The organism is Rubripirellula obstinata, assembly GCF_001642955.1.
GTDB lineage: Bacteria > Planctomycetota > Planctomycetia > Pirellulales > Pirellulaceae > Rubripirellula > Rubripirellula obstinata.
In genome coordinates this window covers 37,283-55,145 of record NZ_LWSK01000006.1, presented here as the reverse complement: position 1 = coordinate 55,145, position 17,863 = coordinate 37,283, and the positions used below count along the sequence as shown (strand labels likewise).

General features: G+C 53.5%; 11 protein-coding genes. 5 read left to right on the top strand and 6 right to left on the bottom strand.

Annotation, left to right across the window (positions count from 1 at the left end; genetic code table 11):
- The first annotated feature begins 52 nt into the window (after positions 1-52).
- Entirely contained in the window at positions 53-1,189 is a 1,137-nt protein-coding gene (rsgA, locus tag RC85_RS03345; RefSeq protein WP_068258637.1) for a ribosome small subunit-dependent GTPase A, read from the top strand.
- Between the two features lie 148 nt (positions 1,190-1,337).
- Here rsgA and RC85_RS03340 read toward each other — a convergent pair whose 3' ends face one another.
- Positions 1,338-1,973: a YbjN domain-containing protein gene (locus tag RC85_RS03340; protein WP_068258635.1), complete on the bottom strand. Its 636-nt coding sequence runs from the start codon at positions 1,971-1,973 to the stop codon at positions 1,338-1,340.
- Positions 1,974-2,173: 200 nt separating this feature from the next.
- Here RC85_RS03340 and RC85_RS03335 point away from each other — a divergent pair, with 200 nt between their 5' ends.
- The 3 genes from RC85_RS03335 to RC85_RS03325 all read left to right on the top strand — a co-directional run bounded on the left by RC85_RS03335 (position 2,174) and on the right by RC85_RS03325 (position 7,725).
- On the top strand, positions 2,174-3,286 hold the full coding sequence (locus RC85_RS03335) for a hypothetical protein (RefSeq protein WP_068258633.1): 1,113 nt from the start codon (positions 2,174-2,176) through the stop codon (positions 3,284-3,286).
- Positions 3,287-3,854: 568 nt separating this feature from the next.
- Complete coding sequence (locus RC85_RS03330) at positions 3,855-6,650, top strand: FtsK/SpoIIIE family DNA translocase (RefSeq protein WP_068258631.1); 2,796 nt, start codon at positions 3,855-3,857, stop codon at positions 6,648-6,650.
- 322 nt (positions 6,651-6,972) lie between these two features.
- A complete protein-coding gene (locus RC85_RS03325) occupies positions 6,973-7,725 on the top strand; it encodes an SGNH/GDSL hydrolase family protein (RefSeq protein WP_068258629.1) in 753 nt (250 codons plus the stop codon).
- A gap of 645 nt (positions 7,726-8,370) precedes the next feature.
- On the opposite strand, the gene RC85_RS03320 is transcribed toward RC85_RS03325, so the two are convergent.
- Both RC85_RS03320 and RC85_RS03315 read right to left on the bottom strand, forming a co-directional pair.
- On the bottom strand, positions 8,371-9,855 hold the full coding sequence (locus RC85_RS03320; protein ID WP_084422313.1) for a sugar porter family MFS transporter: 1,485 nt from the start codon (positions 9,853-9,855) through the stop codon (positions 8,371-8,373).
- Between the two features lie 249 nt (positions 9,856-10,104).
- On the bottom strand, positions 10,105-13,425 hold the full coding sequence (locus tag RC85_RS03315; protein WP_235033450.1) for a DUF5107 domain-containing protein: 3,321 nt from the start codon (positions 13,423-13,425) through the stop codon (positions 10,105-10,107).
- 427 nt (positions 13,426-13,852) lie between these two features.
- Here RC85_RS03315 and RC85_RS03310 point away from each other — a divergent pair, with 427 nt between their 5' ends.
- Complete coding sequence (locus RC85_RS03310; protein ID WP_068258626.1) at positions 13,853-15,115, top strand: AraC family transcriptional regulator; 1,263 nt, start codon at positions 13,853-13,855, stop codon at positions 15,113-15,115.
- A gap of 298 nt (positions 15,116-15,413) precedes the next feature.
- On the opposite strand, the gene RC85_RS03305 is transcribed toward RC85_RS03310, so the two are convergent.
- The 3 genes from RC85_RS03305 to RC85_RS03295 all read right to left on the bottom strand — a co-directional run bounded on the left by RC85_RS03305 (position 15,414) and on the right by RC85_RS03295 (position 17,810).
- Complete coding sequence (locus RC85_RS03305; RefSeq protein WP_149753006.1) at positions 15,414-15,593, bottom strand: hypothetical protein; 180 nt, start codon at positions 15,591-15,593, stop codon at positions 15,414-15,416.
- Positions 15,594-15,755: 162 nt separating this feature from the next.
- The gene (locus RC85_RS03300) at positions 15,756-16,994 is read right to left on the bottom strand and encodes a DUF1559 family PulG-like putative transporter (protein ID WP_068258622.1); all 1,239 of its coding nucleotides are present in this window, start codon (positions 16,992-16,994) and stop codon (positions 15,756-15,758) included.
- Between the two features lie 375 nt (positions 16,995-17,369).
- Positions 17,370-17,810 (bottom strand): FHA domain-containing protein, encoded by a 441-nt coding sequence (locus RC85_RS03295; RefSeq protein WP_068258620.1) that lies wholly within the window; start codon positions 17,808-17,810, stop codon positions 17,370-17,372.
- Between the last annotated feature and the right edge of the window lie 53 nt (positions 17,811-17,863).

The following is a 17,863-nucleotide window of genomic DNA, read 5'->3' as shown; positions in this document are numbered from 1 at the left end:
ACGCCGGAACTGCGCCCAAGCGGCTTGTTCCGGCCTACTTTATACAGAGCCCATGGCTAAGAAAAAAAAGAACGCCAAGCAGCGGGCCTCCTTTCGCAAGAGCCATCAAGGGCGTGTGCGTGACGCCGATCTGACGCGGGACTATCGCGACGGGAAATCTGACAAGCTTGCCGATCTAAATCTGGGCGAGCGGGTCAGCGGCAAAGGCGATTTGACGCGGAAGCGAACCGTCGTCAGCGATGCCGATCAGTCCGACAAGGATGCTTCGGCAACTCATCCGCAATTGCGTTCCGGCCGAGTCATCAGTGCCCATGGACTGAAGTGCAAAGTGCTAGACGATCAAGGTTCGATCTACGAATGCGCGATCCGTCAGGTATTGAAATCGCTCAGCATCGACGGTCGATCCGCGGTTGTCGCAGGTGACCTGGTCCGGTTTCGCGGTGATACCAATATCGATGGCATGATCGAACATGTCGAACCGCGACGCGGCATCATCAGTCGAACCAGTCGTGGACAGCAACACGTCTTGGTGGCCAACGTCGATTACTTGCTAATCATTGCCAGTGTTGCCGAGCCATCGTTAAAACCAGTATTGATCGATCGGTTTTTACTGACCGCGTCGCAGTGCAATGTTCAGCCTGTTCTAGTGTTGAACAAGATTGATTTGGTGGAACCGGTGTCGCTGCAGCAATTGATCGGCGTCTATGCGGCGATGGGCGTGCGAGTGCTGATGACGTCCGCAGAAACCGGTGTGGGTGTGGACTATCTTCGGCACCTGATTGCCGGAAAGCAAACCGCACTGGCTGGGCAAAGTGGCGTTGGCAAAAGCAGTTTGCTAAATGCGATTAAACCTGGGCTAGGATTGGCTGTTGGTCGAGTCAGTCAGGACAACAGCAAGGGACGCCACACCACGACCGCGACAACATTGATACCGCTTGATGATGGCGGAGCGGTTTTCGATACACCGGGAATCCGACAATTCAAACTATGGGACATTTCGGCCGAAGAAGTCGCCGGATTGATGCCCGACTTACGGCCCTACGTCAGCGGTTGCAGGTACGGCAATTGTCTGCATCTAAGTGAAGATGATTGTGCCGTGAAAGACGCAGTCGCCGACGCCCGCATCGATGCAAGGCGGTACGATGCCTATTGTCATTTGCTGGAATCAGATTTGTTGCTTGACGAGTGATTGCGCTGCCCGCGTACGCATCGTAAAACTCGATGGAGGTTCCGAATCAATGTAGGCCGGAACAAGCCGCTTCGGCGCGGTTCCGGCAATTGCATGAAACGGTTGGATTGCCGGAACTGCGCCGAAGCGGCTTGTTCCGGCCTACGTTTTAATCGGATGAATCATCTTGGCGATCATCACCATCAGATTCATTGCGAAGTTTGCTTTGAATCTGTTCTTCGTTTTCGTCGTCGTCGCCTGATGATTCGTCTGAATCTAAAAACGGTTCTGGACCCAGTTCAACGGGTGCGGCGTCATCGTCTTCCAGTTCGCTGCCTTCCAGCAATTGTCGCATCAGTCCGTCGATCGGATCTTCGCGCACCTTGACGGTTTCGTCGTGAGCAATTTGCCGCAGGTGAGGCCCGTAGTGATTGGATTCGTTGACGACAACGGCAAGCATCCGCTTCAATTGATTGTCGCTGATTTCGCCATCTTCGATCGGCAGTGCGGCTTCGACGACGACGTTTTCGGTGCCGCTGTAACGCCCGACCACCATTTGGTCATTGCGGTGCGCCATCGCTTCCCAAACCCGGCACCGACCTTCGCGACTAAATTCATCCAAGTGAACCAGCGGCTGACTGCGAATCAGAATGCACTCACCGTCTTCAAGTAGTCGAACATTGACCCCGGTCTTGCTGCCGAACATCAGAAACCAAGATCCAGACTCGGCATCTTCCCCAGCACGGAAATACCGAAGTTCTTCCTCTTCAAAGAATGCTTCAATGCGGAATTGATTGACTGCCACAGCAATGTTCCTCAAATTCGTAGAATGCAACTAACCGAGCCTCGGCCTACCCATCTAGGTTATCCTGTTTCGTCGCCCAGTGAACAAAAAAGTCAAAGTAGTCTGATTTCAGTTCACCGCTGACCTCTCCATCGAAGTCACTAGAGACAGCAGCGAAGGATCGGGTTCGGACAATGGAGAATATGAGATGGGAGTGAAGTTTGATTTCTGACGAAAACCTGAATGAAAACCCAGCAGAAAACTCTGCCGAAAACCCAGCGGAAAACCCAGCAGTAAACTCTGCGGAAAACTCTGCAATGCAGCGTGATCGGTACTTTTGCAGGACCGTTCTGATATCGATATCGTTCTGGCTGGCGATGGGCCTGATTCCAGACCTATTGTTGCATTGGTTGGGAATGCATCGGTTCTTTCCGTCGTCAATCTTGGTCAGTTTCTCTGAATGTCGTATGGGTCTGTCTACCGGTTTGTGGTCCGCTTTTTGCATCCACATTGCAATTTGGTGGCTTTGGCGTTGCCTCAACACTTCCAGCACTTGGATCTTATTGTGGGTAGCCAGCCTATCGCTGATTCCGACAGTGTTTCAATTGGGCAGTTGGATCGCCTTTTACGATTGGTATGAATCCGATGTGCCGGGTGGGGCCATGCCCTTTCGCATGATCGGCGTTTCGGCAATCAGCGGCCTGTTGATCATTCCTTGGTGCTTGGTGACGGTTCAATTGCTTTCACCCGTCACATGTTTACGATTGCGGGATTGCAAAGTCCAACGAATCGACCGTGCCAATGATCGCAATTGGAGCATTCAAGGCTTGATGCTTCTCACGTTTTTAGTCGCAGTCGATCTGACGATTCGTGAAAGCTCAAATCAAATGATACGGGAACACTTCAAAGACACCGTGGTCAATTTTGATCCGGGCAATTCGGCCGGGTTGCTGCTATTGGGTTTTCTATGGCGAGTTCTTCGCGTCAGCGTCATTGTGCTGGCGGGTTGGGCGGTGGTGCAGTCCGCCGTTCCAGAATCGGAAGGTGGTGACCAATCGAATGTCTCTAAACGCGGCAAGAGAATTCGGGTGGCGTTCCTAGCGGTTGTGATCTTGCTGGGATACCTGACCAACATGCTCTACCTTGTCCTCTTTTCACAAACGCCAGGCGACTTATATCTTTGGTCCAACACAGTCGTGCCAACTTTTCTCCGAAAGCTTTGTGATTTCACAGCAGTCTATTTTGTCAGTGTTTGGATCTTTCGACGCTGGGAAAAGGCCGGCTATCAAATTGAGGGCAGCCTGATGGGTTGGGGAACATTTCCGAAGCACTAGCAGCCTATTTGTACCCCACAAATCTTCTGCGGCTTTTGACCTGGGATTCTCGCGTGCAACACAGGCCGGAGGCCGACACATCATTGCCGGTGGCGTCAGCTACCGGACCGATAAATCGCTGATTGCGAAGCCCAGAGGGCGACACAAAAGGCGAGATTTGTGTCGCCCTGTGGGCTGTTCGCTTCCAGTCCAATGCGGCCATTCGAATCGTCGGAGGCAACTCGATCAATTTCCGCTTCGGGCTTGTCCCGGCGCGATCACAACTGGCGGCCAGTAGGTAGGCCGTAGCGAGCCATAGCGAGTTACGGCAATCTGCGCAACGCCGTAACTCGCTATGGCTCGCTACGGCCTACTTTCAAGGGGCGTGACAAGTTGACCCCGCGCGTATTGCAACGCATGACGCGCGGGGCGATGCCCAACGCGGCTTAACGAAACACTGCCCCGGTTCCGATTATGCGGACAAATCCTATTGGAATTGTCACGCCGGTCATTGCATGCCGATCAGACAAAAGGGGACTGCACGGACGTAGGCCCCCGAGCGTTATCTAAACGGAGTTTCAACAGCATCATGTCGGCTGCCTCGATCGAATCGCATGACGACCAACCGATCCGCGAGCCCAATTTGGCTCGCGATATCACCGCCATTGCACTCTTTGCAATCACGCTGATCGTCACCGTTTCGGTGGTCACTCGCAGCGCCGCCGATCCGCTGGACACACCGGTTTGGCCGATCAGCAATTTCTATCAGCCCGATACCGTTATCTACCCAACGAATCCCGCGATCACCAACGCCTGCGGATATTGGGGAGCGATGATTTCGTCGATCTTGCTGGATTGTGTTGGCCTGGCGACCGCGTTGGTGATCGCAGCGATGGGCGGAACGGCGACTGCGTTGATTACACGCGGGACGATGAATGCGCCGGTTCTACGATCCTTTGGTGGAACCGTGGTCGTGTTGGCGGCAGCGACCGGTGCCGGGCTGCTTCCAACGCAACTTGATGGCATGCCAGTGGTGGGCAACGGCGGATATCTGGGCGCGATGTCATCGACGTGGTTGCTGGAACACTTTGCCCCAGCCGGCGCATGGATTCTAACCTTGACGACTTTGACGATTGGGCTGCTTTTAACAACCGACTACGCATTGCTGTACGCGGGGCGGGCGATCATGTCGCGGGGAGCTCGGGCCACTGGTTCGGTTCGTCGAGCCGGCAAGTTCATTCCGCTGGCGGGACGAACTCGCCAACCATTCACCGATCTGGAACAACCCATCACGATCGATGGCGACCAAGCCGAATCAGACGACGCCGATTTTGAAGGTGATGAAGAAGGCGACGAGAGCGAGTTGGAAATCAAAGAGCGACATGAGCCGACGATCAAGTTCAATCGTCCCAAGAAAACGGCGACCGCCGCAATCGGCGCAGCCGCGGCCGCGGGGTTGGCTGCCGCCGCAACAGCAATGGGTTCTTCGCCATCGGATCAAGACGAAGAAGAGTACGAGGAAGAAGAAGATTACTGGGACGAGGACGAAGAAGGCGAAGACACAGAGGTCGCCGAAAGTCCGACGCGAGAAATTGAAGTCGAGGACGAAACCGTCACGCTGCGGCAAGATGAACCGCACCCAGTATCGCATCCCAAAGTTCGTGCCCCCAAACCTAAGACTAAGAAAGATCCGAGACAAGAATTCTACGACAGCATCAATGTCAACGCCCCCGAAGGCAGCGAAGACTACCAACTGCCAAACCTGCAACTGTTGGAACAGAGCGATGATATTTCGTACGAAGACCAATTGGTCGAAGTCCGTCGCAAAGCGTTGATCCTGGAAGAAACCTTCAAAAATTTCGGTTTCAACATTCGCGTGGTCGAAATCGAAACCGGTCCCGTCATCGCGCAGTACGAAATCGAACTCGAAGCCGGTTTGCGGCTCAGCAAGATCACCGGACTTGCCGACGACCTGGCCATCGCCCTTCGCGTTCCGAGCGTGCGAATCGTGTCACCGATTCCAGGAAAGAACACGGTTGGGATCGAAGTGCCCAACGAGAACCGGCAAGTCGTGATGTTGCGTGATGTGATCGAAGAATCCGACACTCGCGCCGCGAAGATGAACATTCCTGTTTTCTTGGGCAAAGACGTGTCGGGTAATCCGATGGTCGTCGATTTGGCCAAGATGCCTCACCTGTTGATCGCAGGCCGAACCGGTACCGGTAAGAGTGTTTGTTTGAACGCCATCATCACATCGATCCTGATGTGTTGCCGCCCTAACGAAGTTCGCATGTTGATGATCGACCCCAAGATGGTCGAACTTAGCGGTTACGGTCAACTTCCGCACTTGATGCACCCCGTTATCGTGGACATGAAAAAAGCCGAAGCCATCTTGGCTTGGGCGGTCGAGAAGATGGAAGAGCGTTACGGTTTGCTTGCCAGAGCGGGCGTGCGTCACATCAACAGCTTCAACGCGCTGGGTCGCGAAGAGGTGCTGCGTCGTCTTGAAATCGACGAAGCGGACGAAGCGAAAGATATCCCAGACAAACTCCCCTTCATCGTGATCATCGCCGACGAAATGGCAGACTTGATGATGACCGCGGGTAAGGATGTTGAAACTCACATCGTTCGGATTGCTCAAAAGGCGCGTGCGGTCGGCATTCACTTGATCTTGGCAACGCAAAAACCAACCGTTGACGTGATCACGGGCCTGATCAAATCGAACTTGCCGGCACGTTTGAGTTTCCAGGTTGCATCGAAGACTGACAGCCGTGTTGTGTTGGACGAAAACGGTGCTGACAAATTGCTGGGCAACGGTGACATGCTTTTCCTGTGGCCGGGAACCAGCACGACGATTCGCGGACAGGGAACTTATCTTTCTGATGAAGAAATCGATGCCGTCTGTGCTCATTGCAGCATGGGCAAGCAGAACTTCGTCGGCGAGCTGATGAATTTGAAGGTCGATGAAGAAGGCAGTGGCGAAACGGCATCGCTGGACGAGCTAAAGAAGAAAGATGAACTCTACGACAGCGCGATCGAAGTTGTCATTCGCGAAGGCCGTGGTTCTTGCAGTTTGCTTCAACGTTGTCTTGGAATCGGCTACGGCCGCGCCGCCAAGCTGATCGATTTCATGGCCGAAGACGGCATCGTCGGTGCCTACAACGGCAGCAAGGCTCGCGAGGTCATCCTGACCATGCCCCAGTGGAATGCAATGCAAGGGATCGAGGACGAAGAAGAAGAGGTCGATGATGAAGAGGAATACGAGGAGGAAGAACTCGTTGAAGAAGAAGAGTATGAAGAAGAGGAAGAAGAACCCGGTGAGGAATTAGAAGACGAATACGAGTACGAAGATGCTGAGGATGAGGAAGAGTACGAAGACGTTTAAGGAACGAGCGGGGAATAAGTGCCGCCTTTCGCAGGGGACGTCTTATTGATTACTGCGCGTTAGTCCCGGAGGGCCTGACGTTTTCGTAACGATGGTTTCGGTTTCCAAGCAGTAGGCTTCTAAATCCAGTCAAAGCGTTTGGATTGGTAGAATCGAGTCGGATGCACGGTTAAGCTTAGGCATTGTCCCGAAGTATCTTTATGGGATTCGATCCCCCAAAATCCGAACACGCCTCCTGTCTCGATTTCGACTGGAAAACAGATGACAATTGGTGGGGCAGTTCCGCAAACTCATCCAACACAGCAGTTGAAAGTCAGCAAACATGATCCGATCAATGACGTTAAGCAAACTTGGTATCGCCCTCCTTCTGGCCTGGATCGCCGTACCAGCAGCCAGTGCTGACGATGTCGGTATGCCGAGTTCAGCGAAATCGATTCAGCAGCAGAGCTTTGATGAACTGAAACAGCAGATGAAACTTACTTGGCCCAAAAACCGGCTGGTACGTTTTGTCTTCCATGGTCATTCCGTTCCGGCCGGCTATTTCCGCACGCCCACCATCCAACGCTTTGATTCCTACCCGATCCTGTTTCACCAAGCTTTGTGCAAACAGTATCCAACGGCAGTGATTGACGTTTGCACGACCGCGATCGGCGGCGAGAATTCTCGTCCCGGATCCAAGCGTTTCGCCGATGACGTGCTGACGCTGAAACCTGATGTCGTCTTTATCGACTACTGCCTGAACGATCGAGGCATCGGTGTCGAAGCCGCGGAAACGCATTGGCGGACGATGATTCAGCAAGCGTTGCAGGCCGAAGTCAAAGTCGTGCTGTTGACGCCCACGCCTGATTCGCACGAAGACATCACCGACCCAAATACCAAGCTAGCCAAGCACGCAGAATCAGTTCGCAAGCTAGGCAAAGAGTTTGGTGTCCCCGTCGTTGATTCTTATGCCGCGTTTCAAAAGCGTGTTGCAGGCGGCGCGAACGTCAAGACATTCCTTTCGCAAGCCAATCACCCCAATCGGAAAGGCCATCAAGTGGTAGCCGATCTGATTCTGGCGTTGTTTAAAAAATGATAGCCAAGCTTTTCGCGTAGGCCGGAACAAGCCGCTTCGGCGCAGTTCCGGCAATGGTATGGTGCTGCGTTGGATCGCCAAAAGTCGTTCAATGCAGTTGCCGAAACTGCGTAGGCCGGAACAAGCCGCTTCGGCGCAGTTCCGGCAATAATATGGTGCTGCGTTGGATCGCCGAAACCGTTCAGTGCAATTGCCGGAACTGCGCCGAAGCGGCTTGTTCCGGCCTACGTCTGGGCCGCTAAAAGTTTGGGGTCGCGGTCACTTTTGTTTGCGCAGCTTTCATTCCGTACGCCAACGGCGTTAAACAACATAGCCCAGGGTTAAAGTCGTCAAACGCCTTGGCGATTTGACGCTGCAACCCTGGGGCACGCGGGCACCAGCGGAGCCGTCCCCTCGCCGATTTTGGCGGCTTTGCCGCCAAAATCGGCGAGGGGACGGGCGATGAGATATCGACATCAACCCAGGGTTGCAGTTTGCTTCGCTACGCTCACAAAGCTTTAACCCTGGGCTAGGTTGTTTAACGCCGTTGGCGTATTCATCGATGCACGGAACATAAAACGAATATCCATTTTCATTGTCAATGCCAAAGGTTTAGCGGTCCGGCCTACGTCTATTACGCCGGCACGTTGCCCGGCCAATCAAGGTTTACTTGATCAACGATTCTTGAATCTCTTCCAGTGATTTGCCCTTCGTTTCTGGAAGTTTCAACAAGATCACGACGAAGCCGACTGCGCAGATCACGCCGTAGAGCCAGAATGTTCCGTGGGCTCCTAATTGGTCATTCAGGATTGGGAAGGTGAATGTCAACGCCGTGCAACCGAGCCACAGGCTGAAAACGCAGACCGCCATCGCTGCACCGCGAATTCGGTTGGGGAAAATTTCAGATAGGAAAACCCAAACGACCGGGGCCAATGACATGGCGTAACAGGCGATTGCACTGAGCACCAAAATCAGCACGTGAACGCCCTGGCTTTCCGCGAAGTAACAACTGCCCAGAATCCCGTAGATAATCGCTAGCCCCAAAGAACCCACCAGCATTAATCCGCGGCGTCCGTATCGGTCAACGGTGAAGATCGCAACGAAGGTGAAGACCAAATTGACGATGCCCGTGATCACGATATTGAACATGATCGAGCCGACGTCGTAACCAGCGGCTGAAAAAATCTCTTGGGCGTAGTTGAAAATGACGTTGATTCCGCACCACTGCTGGAACACGGCCAAGAAGATCCCCAAGCCCAGGATTTTCCTAATCTTGGGTTCAAACAACTCAGACAAATGGACCTTCGTCTGTGCTTCCTGGCCGATCGATTCCTTGATCTCGTACAATTCTTTCTCGGCGTAATCCGAACCGCCCACGCGCTCTAGCACCGATTTTGCTTTGTCGTCTTGACCGTCGCGGACTAACCACCGGGGGCTTTCGGGAACGACAAACATCATCAAAAAGAAGGCCGCCGCGGGAACGGTTTCCGCAGCAAACATCCACCGCCAACCATGCGTCCCGTTCCACGATTGGCGAATGGCTTCTGCGGTTGCATTTTCAACCACCTGATCCGCGATCAGCAAGTTCACAATCTGAGCAGCCAAGACGCCGACAACAATGGTCAGTTGGTTGACCGACACCAATCGTCCTCGTGATTTTGCCGGTGCAATCTCAGCGATATACATCGGTGAAAGATTGGATGCTAAGCCAATGCCGATGCCGCCGACGAATCGAAAGATGTTGAACCAGGTGAAATCGATGCTCAATGCCGTCCCGACGGCCGACAACGTGAACAGGAACGCCGCGACCAACAGCAATCGTTTTCGTCCCAGGCGATCGGCAAGTGCTCCACTAACAACGGCTCCCAACAAACAACCGATCAGCGCGGTGCTCATCGCCCAACCTTGCAAGGTCGGTGAATCCGAGATTCCGAAATACGGTTCATAGAATGGCTTGGCACCGCCAATGACCACCCAGTCGTAACCGAACAACAGGCCACCCATGGCGGCAACGAAACAAATGACCCAAATGAAACGGGTATTGATAGTGCTGTTCAGGGTTTCGTCTGCGGAATCTTCGCTGATGGGATTTGCAGGACGGTAGGCATCTGCGCGACGCTCGTTGGCGTCGGAATCTTCATTGAATGCCACTTCGGATCTCTTGGTTTGAGTTGTTTTGATTTCAGATTGATCGTAAACCCTCTCCCTCGCTTTGGCTCGACCTCTCCCAAAGGGAGAAGTGAGTCGCGGTCACTGTGTTTGGGAGACCTCTAAAACCGCACGACTCATAGCTTACCGACTCATAGCTTACAGACTCGCAGCTTCCCGAGTCATAGCTTACCAAGTCACAGCTTACCGATTCGTAGCTGCCCGATTCATCACTACCGGACTTCCGACTTTTTAACTGATCGCGGTTTGCGAAACCACTTGATGAATGTTGGCACCAAGGTGATCGGGCTGTTGGTCAAGGATCTCGGTGAACAGCTTGCTTGCTTCTTCTGATTTACCCAACCCAAGATAGCCTAGCGCCATCATGTAACGGCAGTGGATTTGATGTTGCAATTGAATGTCTGGATCGAACACCAAGAAATCAGGCAGCGATACCGCGAAGTAATCGATCGTTACGGCTTCGTCGATGTGTTGGTTGCCGTAGTCAATTAGCTTTTGAAAACGAGTTTTCGCCTCGTCCATCATCCCAAGCTTTTCAAACGCCAACCCTTGGTAATAAACCATGTGCGGTGGTTGGTCGTTGTAATACATCGCCGAAGTCGGTTCGCTTGGCCCTGAACTGGCTTTTCGGAACCACTCTTCCGCAGCCGACGCATCATTGAGTTGCTCGGCAACGCATCCAAGCCAGTAATGAATGTTGTTTTCTTGGGTCCCGATCAGTTTGCCTTCGCCAAGATTCTCTGGCCAATGCGTTGCCCGTTCAAGGAACTGGCTGGCTTGGTCGAGTTGTTCGCTGCAGAGAGCTTCGCAGCCTAACTGCGTCAATGCCGTCGCGTACTGCAATGGAATCTTGCCTTCGCCGCCTTCCCACGGATGGAAATTCCGCTGCAACAATGCGTCCAACGCGGCTTGATGATCACCGACCAAATTGTGCAGCGTGACCCACTGCAAGTACAAGTCGTCTCGACGGTCAACCAAATCCGGATACTGTTTCAATCGTGCGAGACGATCGGCAGGCGAATGACAAAGACGAATCGCCAATTGATCTAATTCAAACAACACGCGAGCGTCCGTTGGATTCAGATCGAACGCTTGCTTCATCGCGTCCCAGGCAGCGTCGTTATCGCCTTGCTGGTTCAAGTAAGCCAACGACAGGTTTCGCCAAACAGTTGGGAAAGAGGGATCGATACGCTTGGATTCTTCCCAGCACTTAACGGCTTTGTCGTATTGCCGTCGGTCGTACCAAAGATTGCCAAGCTGATACGCTGCAACCGCATCACCGCCTTCGGCAGCCATGGCCGATTCAAGAACCGGAATGTCTTCCAGCTTATTCGCGAACATCAACGTTTCGGTCGATCGGGCGAGTTCGCGTTGTTTGGCGGCATCCTGGTCCCGACCGAGATTGGAATACAGGCTGGCGAGATGGTAGTACACCATGCAGGACGCCGACGGTACTCGCGAAAGCAAATGTTCCAGCACGTTTGCTGCGGTCTGATCATCGCCAAACGCGGCATAATCCAACGCCAACTCGATCACCGTGTTCTCGTCATCGCGGCAGCGGGCGTCGTAGGTTTCGTAGTCCTCCGTCGCAACGGCTTGTTCGTACAAAGCACCGAAACAAAACGGATTCACGCTAAGGTAATCTTCGATCAATTCCTGATGCTTCGGCGTGCCGCGATGAAGCGAGATCAACAAGTGCCTTGCTTGGTCATGGTTGCCCTGGATTTCCAGACAACGCTGGCACCTTTCAACCGCCTCGTCGTGATTGCCAAACCGGCCCGCCAACCGAGCCATTTCAAAGAACGCCTGTCCCTGCCAAGCACCACCCCAACTGGCTTTTCCGAAAGCGCGACCCGCATCGCCCAAACGGCCCACCGCACGAAGCGACAACCCAAGGTTGTAAAGCGGTTCGCAGTCGTAAGCGTTCGGGTTGTGCCGCGTTAGCGTTTGAATTGACTTTTCAAAGTAAGGAATCGATTCGGCAAAACAGCCGCGACGTGCCAGCAGCTTTCCCTTCGCATTGTTGCATCGTGCGTCGCCCTGGTCGCGGCTTAGTCCTTCGTCGTAGTAATCCATCGGTTGACGCGTCGCGTGCCGATACTGTTCCAGGTGTTGGCCGGCTAGAAACAACGCCTCGGTGTTTTCTAGCTTCTGGGGAACGTCAATTTCCTTGGCGGCTTCTGGAACTTCGTGCTTTGATTTTGGCGGCGTGTACGAAACCAAAACGCGGCCGCTTGCGTCGTAAACGGAAACCGTCAAGTCGCTGAGAACTGCGTCGCTGGGAACCGAAAGCTCGCACTCAAAATGGTCGGCCGGTGAAGCATTGAACTTGCACGTCCCCAAGCATTCGCCACGCAGCGACAAACGGATTTCGGCGTCGGTCTGTTCAGACGTCGTGTAGGCTCGGATCGTTGCAACGTTTGAATCAACCGACATTCCGACGGCTGCTTCGATCGTCGCGTTGCCGATCAGCCCGATGCCTTTGTATGGCATAAAGTACTGCGTGAACGCCTTCTGCTCACCCGGCATCAACCAAGTAAAGTCCGGCTGATTGTCAGTGTAAACGCCGCACATCAATTCGATGTAAGGTCCATCTTCGTCGGTCAAATGCCGATCCCAGGCCTGCCCGAATTCGCCATTGCCCCAGGTCCATTGTTTCTTGCCGGGGCTGACATTGTGATCACAAATATGCAGCAACCCGGCGCGGTGGCCGTGGTCGTAACTGCCGACAAAGTTGTAATCACTCTTCGCTGCCATGTAGGACGTCGGCACGGGGATATTTCGATAGCGTGAAATATCGGTGCCGGGTTTTCCGTTGTCCGCTTGTTCGGGACCTTGACCGTAATCGACCTTGTAATAGGTCCCTGTTGCGATTGGGAAGTTCGACACATCACGTTTCCCATGATCCATCACCGCACTGACATCAGGCGGGAAAATCGATTGGTGATCATCGCCCACCGAGACGGCTGGGTTGGCCCACCACAAAAACGTTTGAGGCAATGTTGTTCGATTGAACATCTTTGCATCGATCTGCACATAGGCCGAATCGGGGTGCAGCGTAAAACCATGCCGGCACTCTGTTCGGTGCATGCGATCGATTTCGTGGCACCAAACGGTACACGACCCGTCTTCATTCTCTTCGATCGTGGAATCCACGGGGCCGTAGGTATTGGGGCGGTGGTGTTGCGGCCAATTGAATTCGATACCGCCACTGATCCAGGGGCCCGCCAATCCAACCAACGCAGGCTTGATCACTTGGTTGTGATAGACAAAGTGGTAGTCGTTGGTCTTGTCGAGTGCCATGTGAATACGGCCACCCAATTCGGGCAGAATCATGATCTTCAAGAATTGATTCTCAAGATAAATGGCCTGCCAAACCTTGTCTTGTTTTTCGTCATCAATTCGGTCGATCACTGGCAACGGATAAACCGCTCCGCTGGAACCTTGATAGACCCGCTTTTCCAGAAACATCGGATTGCGGTCTGGCTGACCAATTCCATAAGTGGGAATCGCAACCGATTCAGACCATGCTTTGACTTGTTTCATTTTCATGTCCATTATTCCATTGCCCCTGTCGCTTCAGTGGTATCGGTAAGGATTTAATTAGTTTGGAAAGGATGTTTTTGAACTCGCTACTCGTTGATTCTTCCGTCCATCCGCCGTTCATTCGTCCGTCGGTCGCTCATGACTAGACAAAGCACCGGATATTCGAAACGTTTCTTCGCTTTTCAAAGCCGATTGATACCGCTGCATCGCAACGTTGTCGTAAATATGACCTCGCCAGCCAACAACAGAGTTTAAACGACACGAAAGGTCTAGGCGTTGCACGGGGGCATCTTTTCGTTTCACTTTTACTGCAGCAGGGTTTTGTCATGTTTTTTTTGTGTACATTGTTTGCACGGCTGGTTGAAACCGGCTTTCTGTCATGGAATTAACGCAGTAAAATTTGCTTAGCGAGAAAAGCCCTGGTGACCAGACCATGAAAAACACATCGCCGCAAACGGAGGACATTCCCGAAATGCCTCACGTCCTCTTGCTGATCGAATCGTCTCGTGCATATGGGCGAAACTGCTTGATGGGCATCGCCTCGTTCATGCGTGCCCACGGCCCTTGGCATGTCTTGCATCTCGAACGAGGACTGCAGGAAGACATACCAGATGTCGTAAAACGACAAACCTTCGACGGCGTGATTGCCAGAATTGAAACCCAAATGATTGCCGATTCAGTGCGGCAATTTGGTGTTCCGACAGTCGATTTAAGAGGTGCGTTTATTCCGGACAGCGGCGTGGCGCTAAACACCGATTCAAAAGCCTGCGCAGAAATGGCGATCGAGCATTTTCAGCAGCGTGGGTTTCGCGAGCTGGCATTTTGTGGCTACGACGGGATCGATTTCTCGGACGAACGTCGGGATGCTTTCTTGCGGATCTGTAAAGAAAAAGGCGTCAACGCTCGCGACTACCAGCCGGCTGGCAATTCCAGCGAAGATTCAACCGGGTCGCGAAAGCCCCCACAAAGCCCTGGGATTTCGGTCGGCGAGCCCGCAGGAACTCTTTCGTCAGAGCTTGGGGGCGAACTGGACGACCTGGAGCTTGAGCAATGGTTAAAGGACCAGCCAAAGCCGCTTGGTGTGTTCGCCTGCAACGATATGCGAGGCCGGCAGGTGCTTATCGCTGCTCGTCGCGCGAGACTAAAGGTGCCTGATCAAGTCGCAGTGCTGGGCGTCGATGACGACGAAGTGATTTGCGACCTAGCAAATCCGCCGCTGACCAGCATTGAACCCGACGCTCATCGAATCGGCTTTGAAGGGGCGACCGCCTTGGCCGAACTGATGTCTGGGGCCACGCCCAAACAAAAACGAACCCTCATTCCACCGTCACGACTTTGCGTGCGAATGTCGACCGATGTGATGGCGATCGAAGACACAGATCTCGCCGCCGCCGTTCAGTACATTCGATCAAACGCGTGCGACGGCATTGGCGTGGAAGATGTCTTAAGAGCGACCGCCTACTCGCGAGCGACCCTGGAACGACGCTTTCGCCAGATTCTATCTCGCACACCGCGAGAGGAAATTGAACGAGTGCGAATCGACCGCGTGCGGATGCTGTTGGCGGAAACGACTTACAGCCTGGAGCAAATTGCCCACATGGTCAGCTACAAAACGTCCGCACATTTGGTCACCGCATTCCGCCGCACCGTCGACTGTACTCCGGGACAGTACCGCCGACGGTTTCATGGGAATTGACTCGACAGCTTCGCTATCGCGTACAGGCACGCCAATCGGCAGACTTTGTAAGCCGAAACTAGCAGTCCATGTCAGCTCAATCTTCGGTTAGGAGGTAGCGGAAGTCGCGTAGACTTTCGGCGTCCCTCTCGTAGCCGAAACTCTTGGCGAGTTCCGCTACCCGAAAATTGAGGTGACGCGGAATACTAGTGGAGAGTTACAGCATTTTTGCTGCACTGCCGTAACTCGCTCCGCTCGCTACGGCCTACCTTAGGGGCTTCGGCCGATTAGCTTGCCTTGCCCCTTCGCCATCTAGCACTCAGTCCCGAATGACTGGTTCCATGTCGCCAGCAGCGTTCTTGTTGAACTCTTCCATTTCCTCGGGTGTCATTTCCCGTGCACCTTCAGGAGGGGAAATAACGGCGTTTGATTCACCACCGCATCCCATTGCCATCAGTGAACCAAAGGCGATGGAGAAACAGACATTTCTAAATGACATGATCGAACTCTTTAAATCGTTGTTAACTGAAACCTGGCCAAACATTGGCCGTGACTACCTAGAAAGAATGGCAAGCTAAGTTCAGGGTTTTAAAACCACCGATCTTAGCTCGCCAATGCTAATGATTTAGCAATCAAGAATTGCTAAACGGGCTTGCGAAGATCAAAACTCTTCGTCGATGACTTCCTTCGAGGCCCGAGTACCAAGTGACCCCCAAAGACCATAGGGACTAATGACGCCCGGACCAGTGCCGGTCGTGACATTGCGTTGCTGTTGGTTACCCGCTTCGATGGAATCGGTGATGAACTTGACAGCACCGTCACCCATCAAGACGTGGGCGCCTCCTTGGTGATTGCTACTTGCGCCAAAGACTCCTGCCTGCCTCGCGTTGCCTGAACAGATCAGCGAGTTCGGAGGCTTGATCGTGACAAATCCTGTTTGCATCATATTCGCCACAGCCCACTGGTACCCACGCGCTTCGCGAGTGCGGGTGGTATCGACGTCAACCGGAACCTCAACTTGCGGCTTCCAGAATCGCGGACGCAACGGGTCGGGATCGTCATCGCAATTCACAACGTGAAGGTGAGAATTAGCTCGATTCGCGGCACTCGAGCGAACGTCTCGGTCACCTAAGTAGGTCACAATCTCGCCCATCGCAATTGTGTTGGACAAACCATCCAAGCAATCTCGAAAACCGCCTTGGTAATGCTTTCCAAACATTCCACGCTGCGCTGATCTTGCATTCACCGCGAATCCATCGGGATCCCAAGTGTCGAAGTGACCGCCGTTTAGCTCCAACGCAGCGTTGCGAGCCCCCGATGCTTCGGTCCGCTGCGAATCGCCCAAGCAAAAGGCGTAGTTGCTGCGGCCTTTTGCTGGCAGCCCCGTTCCCGGGTCACTGGGGCAGCGAAGCGTTGCTATCTCCGTCAACCATGGTGTATAAACAACACCACCTGTTAGCGGGTGCGGGCCCATTGCCGGATACTGTTCGCCAGCGTCAATCGTTCCGTTGCCGTTCGCGTCAACCCACAGCGGATTGGAGATCTGCTCCCAAAGGGCCTGCTGCTCGAAAAATGGAGTCAATCCAACCATCGCGCTCAACTGCATCGAATTGTGGGCATTGACCGCAGCATAGATATGGGCAACGTCAGTCAGAGGCCCATCAGGAGTCCCCGATTTTGTACCCGTTCCCTGCATCGTCAATTGATTGAAGGCCGAATGGTAGTTGTGGAGCGCAAGGCCCAACTGCTTGACATTGTTGCTACAACTCATGCGCCGTGCAGCTTCGCGAGCCGCTTGGACGGCTGGCAACAGCAGCCCCACCAACACGCCAATAATGGCGATCACGACCAGCAGTTCCACCAAGGTGAAACCACGGGTCTTAGAAAAGTTCTTGTTCATCTTGAAAGACTCCCGGAGAAAAAAAGTTTATATCGAGCCATCGCCCGCGAAGGGGAAAACTGGTACTGTGCCGCGCCGAACGCGGCAAAATACATGCACTGCGATGCGGGTTAACCTACCCGCCGCAGCGTTTTCCATTATAGATGGTATCAAGTCGGCCATCGAATGCATCACATGAATCCGCACTTAAGTTTTCATTTTGCTGCACTCGCTCTGGGCGTTAAAACGGCCAGAAAAGGACTTCCCAGCGTGGCTGTTGTAAAAACCCATCATTTTCTGAGACGATCGCAGTCTTAACCCGACTTCTGGGGAGAAATGACGACAACGTCCGAGCGTTCACGGCAAAAAAACACCTCTAAAGCAACGCGAAATCACCTACTCGCTACCGCGAGTTTTCTTGCGATTGCTCAAGCCCGCGCGATCCATCAGCGAACTCTTCATTAGCTCTTCCATGTAATCATCGTCCGCAGGCGGTGGCCCGTAGGCCCCGAGCGACTGCGGTTCATACTCGCACACGTAATGGTGCTTGGCGATGGAAAGCTTGCTGCCGGGATCGACTCGCTTCCGCATCACGGCTCGCTCGTCAACCTTCGTTCCATTACGACTGTTCAGATCCTTGACGAACCAGTAACCATGTTCCAACGTTAAGCGACAATGCTGGCTCGAAACGTTCGGGAACTTCAACTGGATATCAACTTCGCCACGACGTCCGATTAGCAAACGCTCTTTGACAAGCGGAATTGGATCACCGCCACCGACGGGGGTTAACTGTCCGAACGGACCGGCATAGACAACTTCGGGTTCTTGTTCAGGCACGGGACTACTCTTAATTATGGCAAACGGGAATAAGGGCGACGGTAACAGAGACA

Bases quoted from the DNA above. Each gene is read 5' to 3' on its own strand.
- RC85_RS03305 (WP_149753006.1), bottom strand. From the start codon at position 15,593: ATGTCATTTAGAAATGTCTGTTTCTCCATCGCCTTTGGTTCACTGATG.
- RC85_RS03325 (WP_068258629.1), top strand. From the start codon at position 6,973: ATGATCCGATCAATGACGTTAAGCAAACTTGGTATCGCCCTCCTTCTG.
- RC85_RS03300 (WP_068258622.1), bottom strand. From the start codon at position 16,994: ATGAACAAGAACTTTTCTAAGACCCGTGGTTTCACCTTGGTGGAACTG.
- RC85_RS03330 (WP_068258631.1), top strand. From the start codon at position 3,855: ATGTCGGCTGCCTCGATCGAATCGCATGACGACCAACCGATCCGCGAG.
- RC85_RS03315 (WP_235033450.1), bottom strand. From the start codon at position 13,425: ATGAAAATGAAACAAGTCAAAGCATGGTCTGAATCGGTTGCGATTCCC.
- RC85_RS03310 (WP_068258626.1), top strand. From the start codon at position 13,853: ATGAAAAACACATCGCCGCAAACGGAGGACATTCCCGAAATGCCTCAC.
- rsgA (WP_068258637.1), top strand. From the start codon at position 53: ATGGCTAAGAAAAAAAAGAACGCCAAGCAGCGGGCCTCCTTTCGCAAG.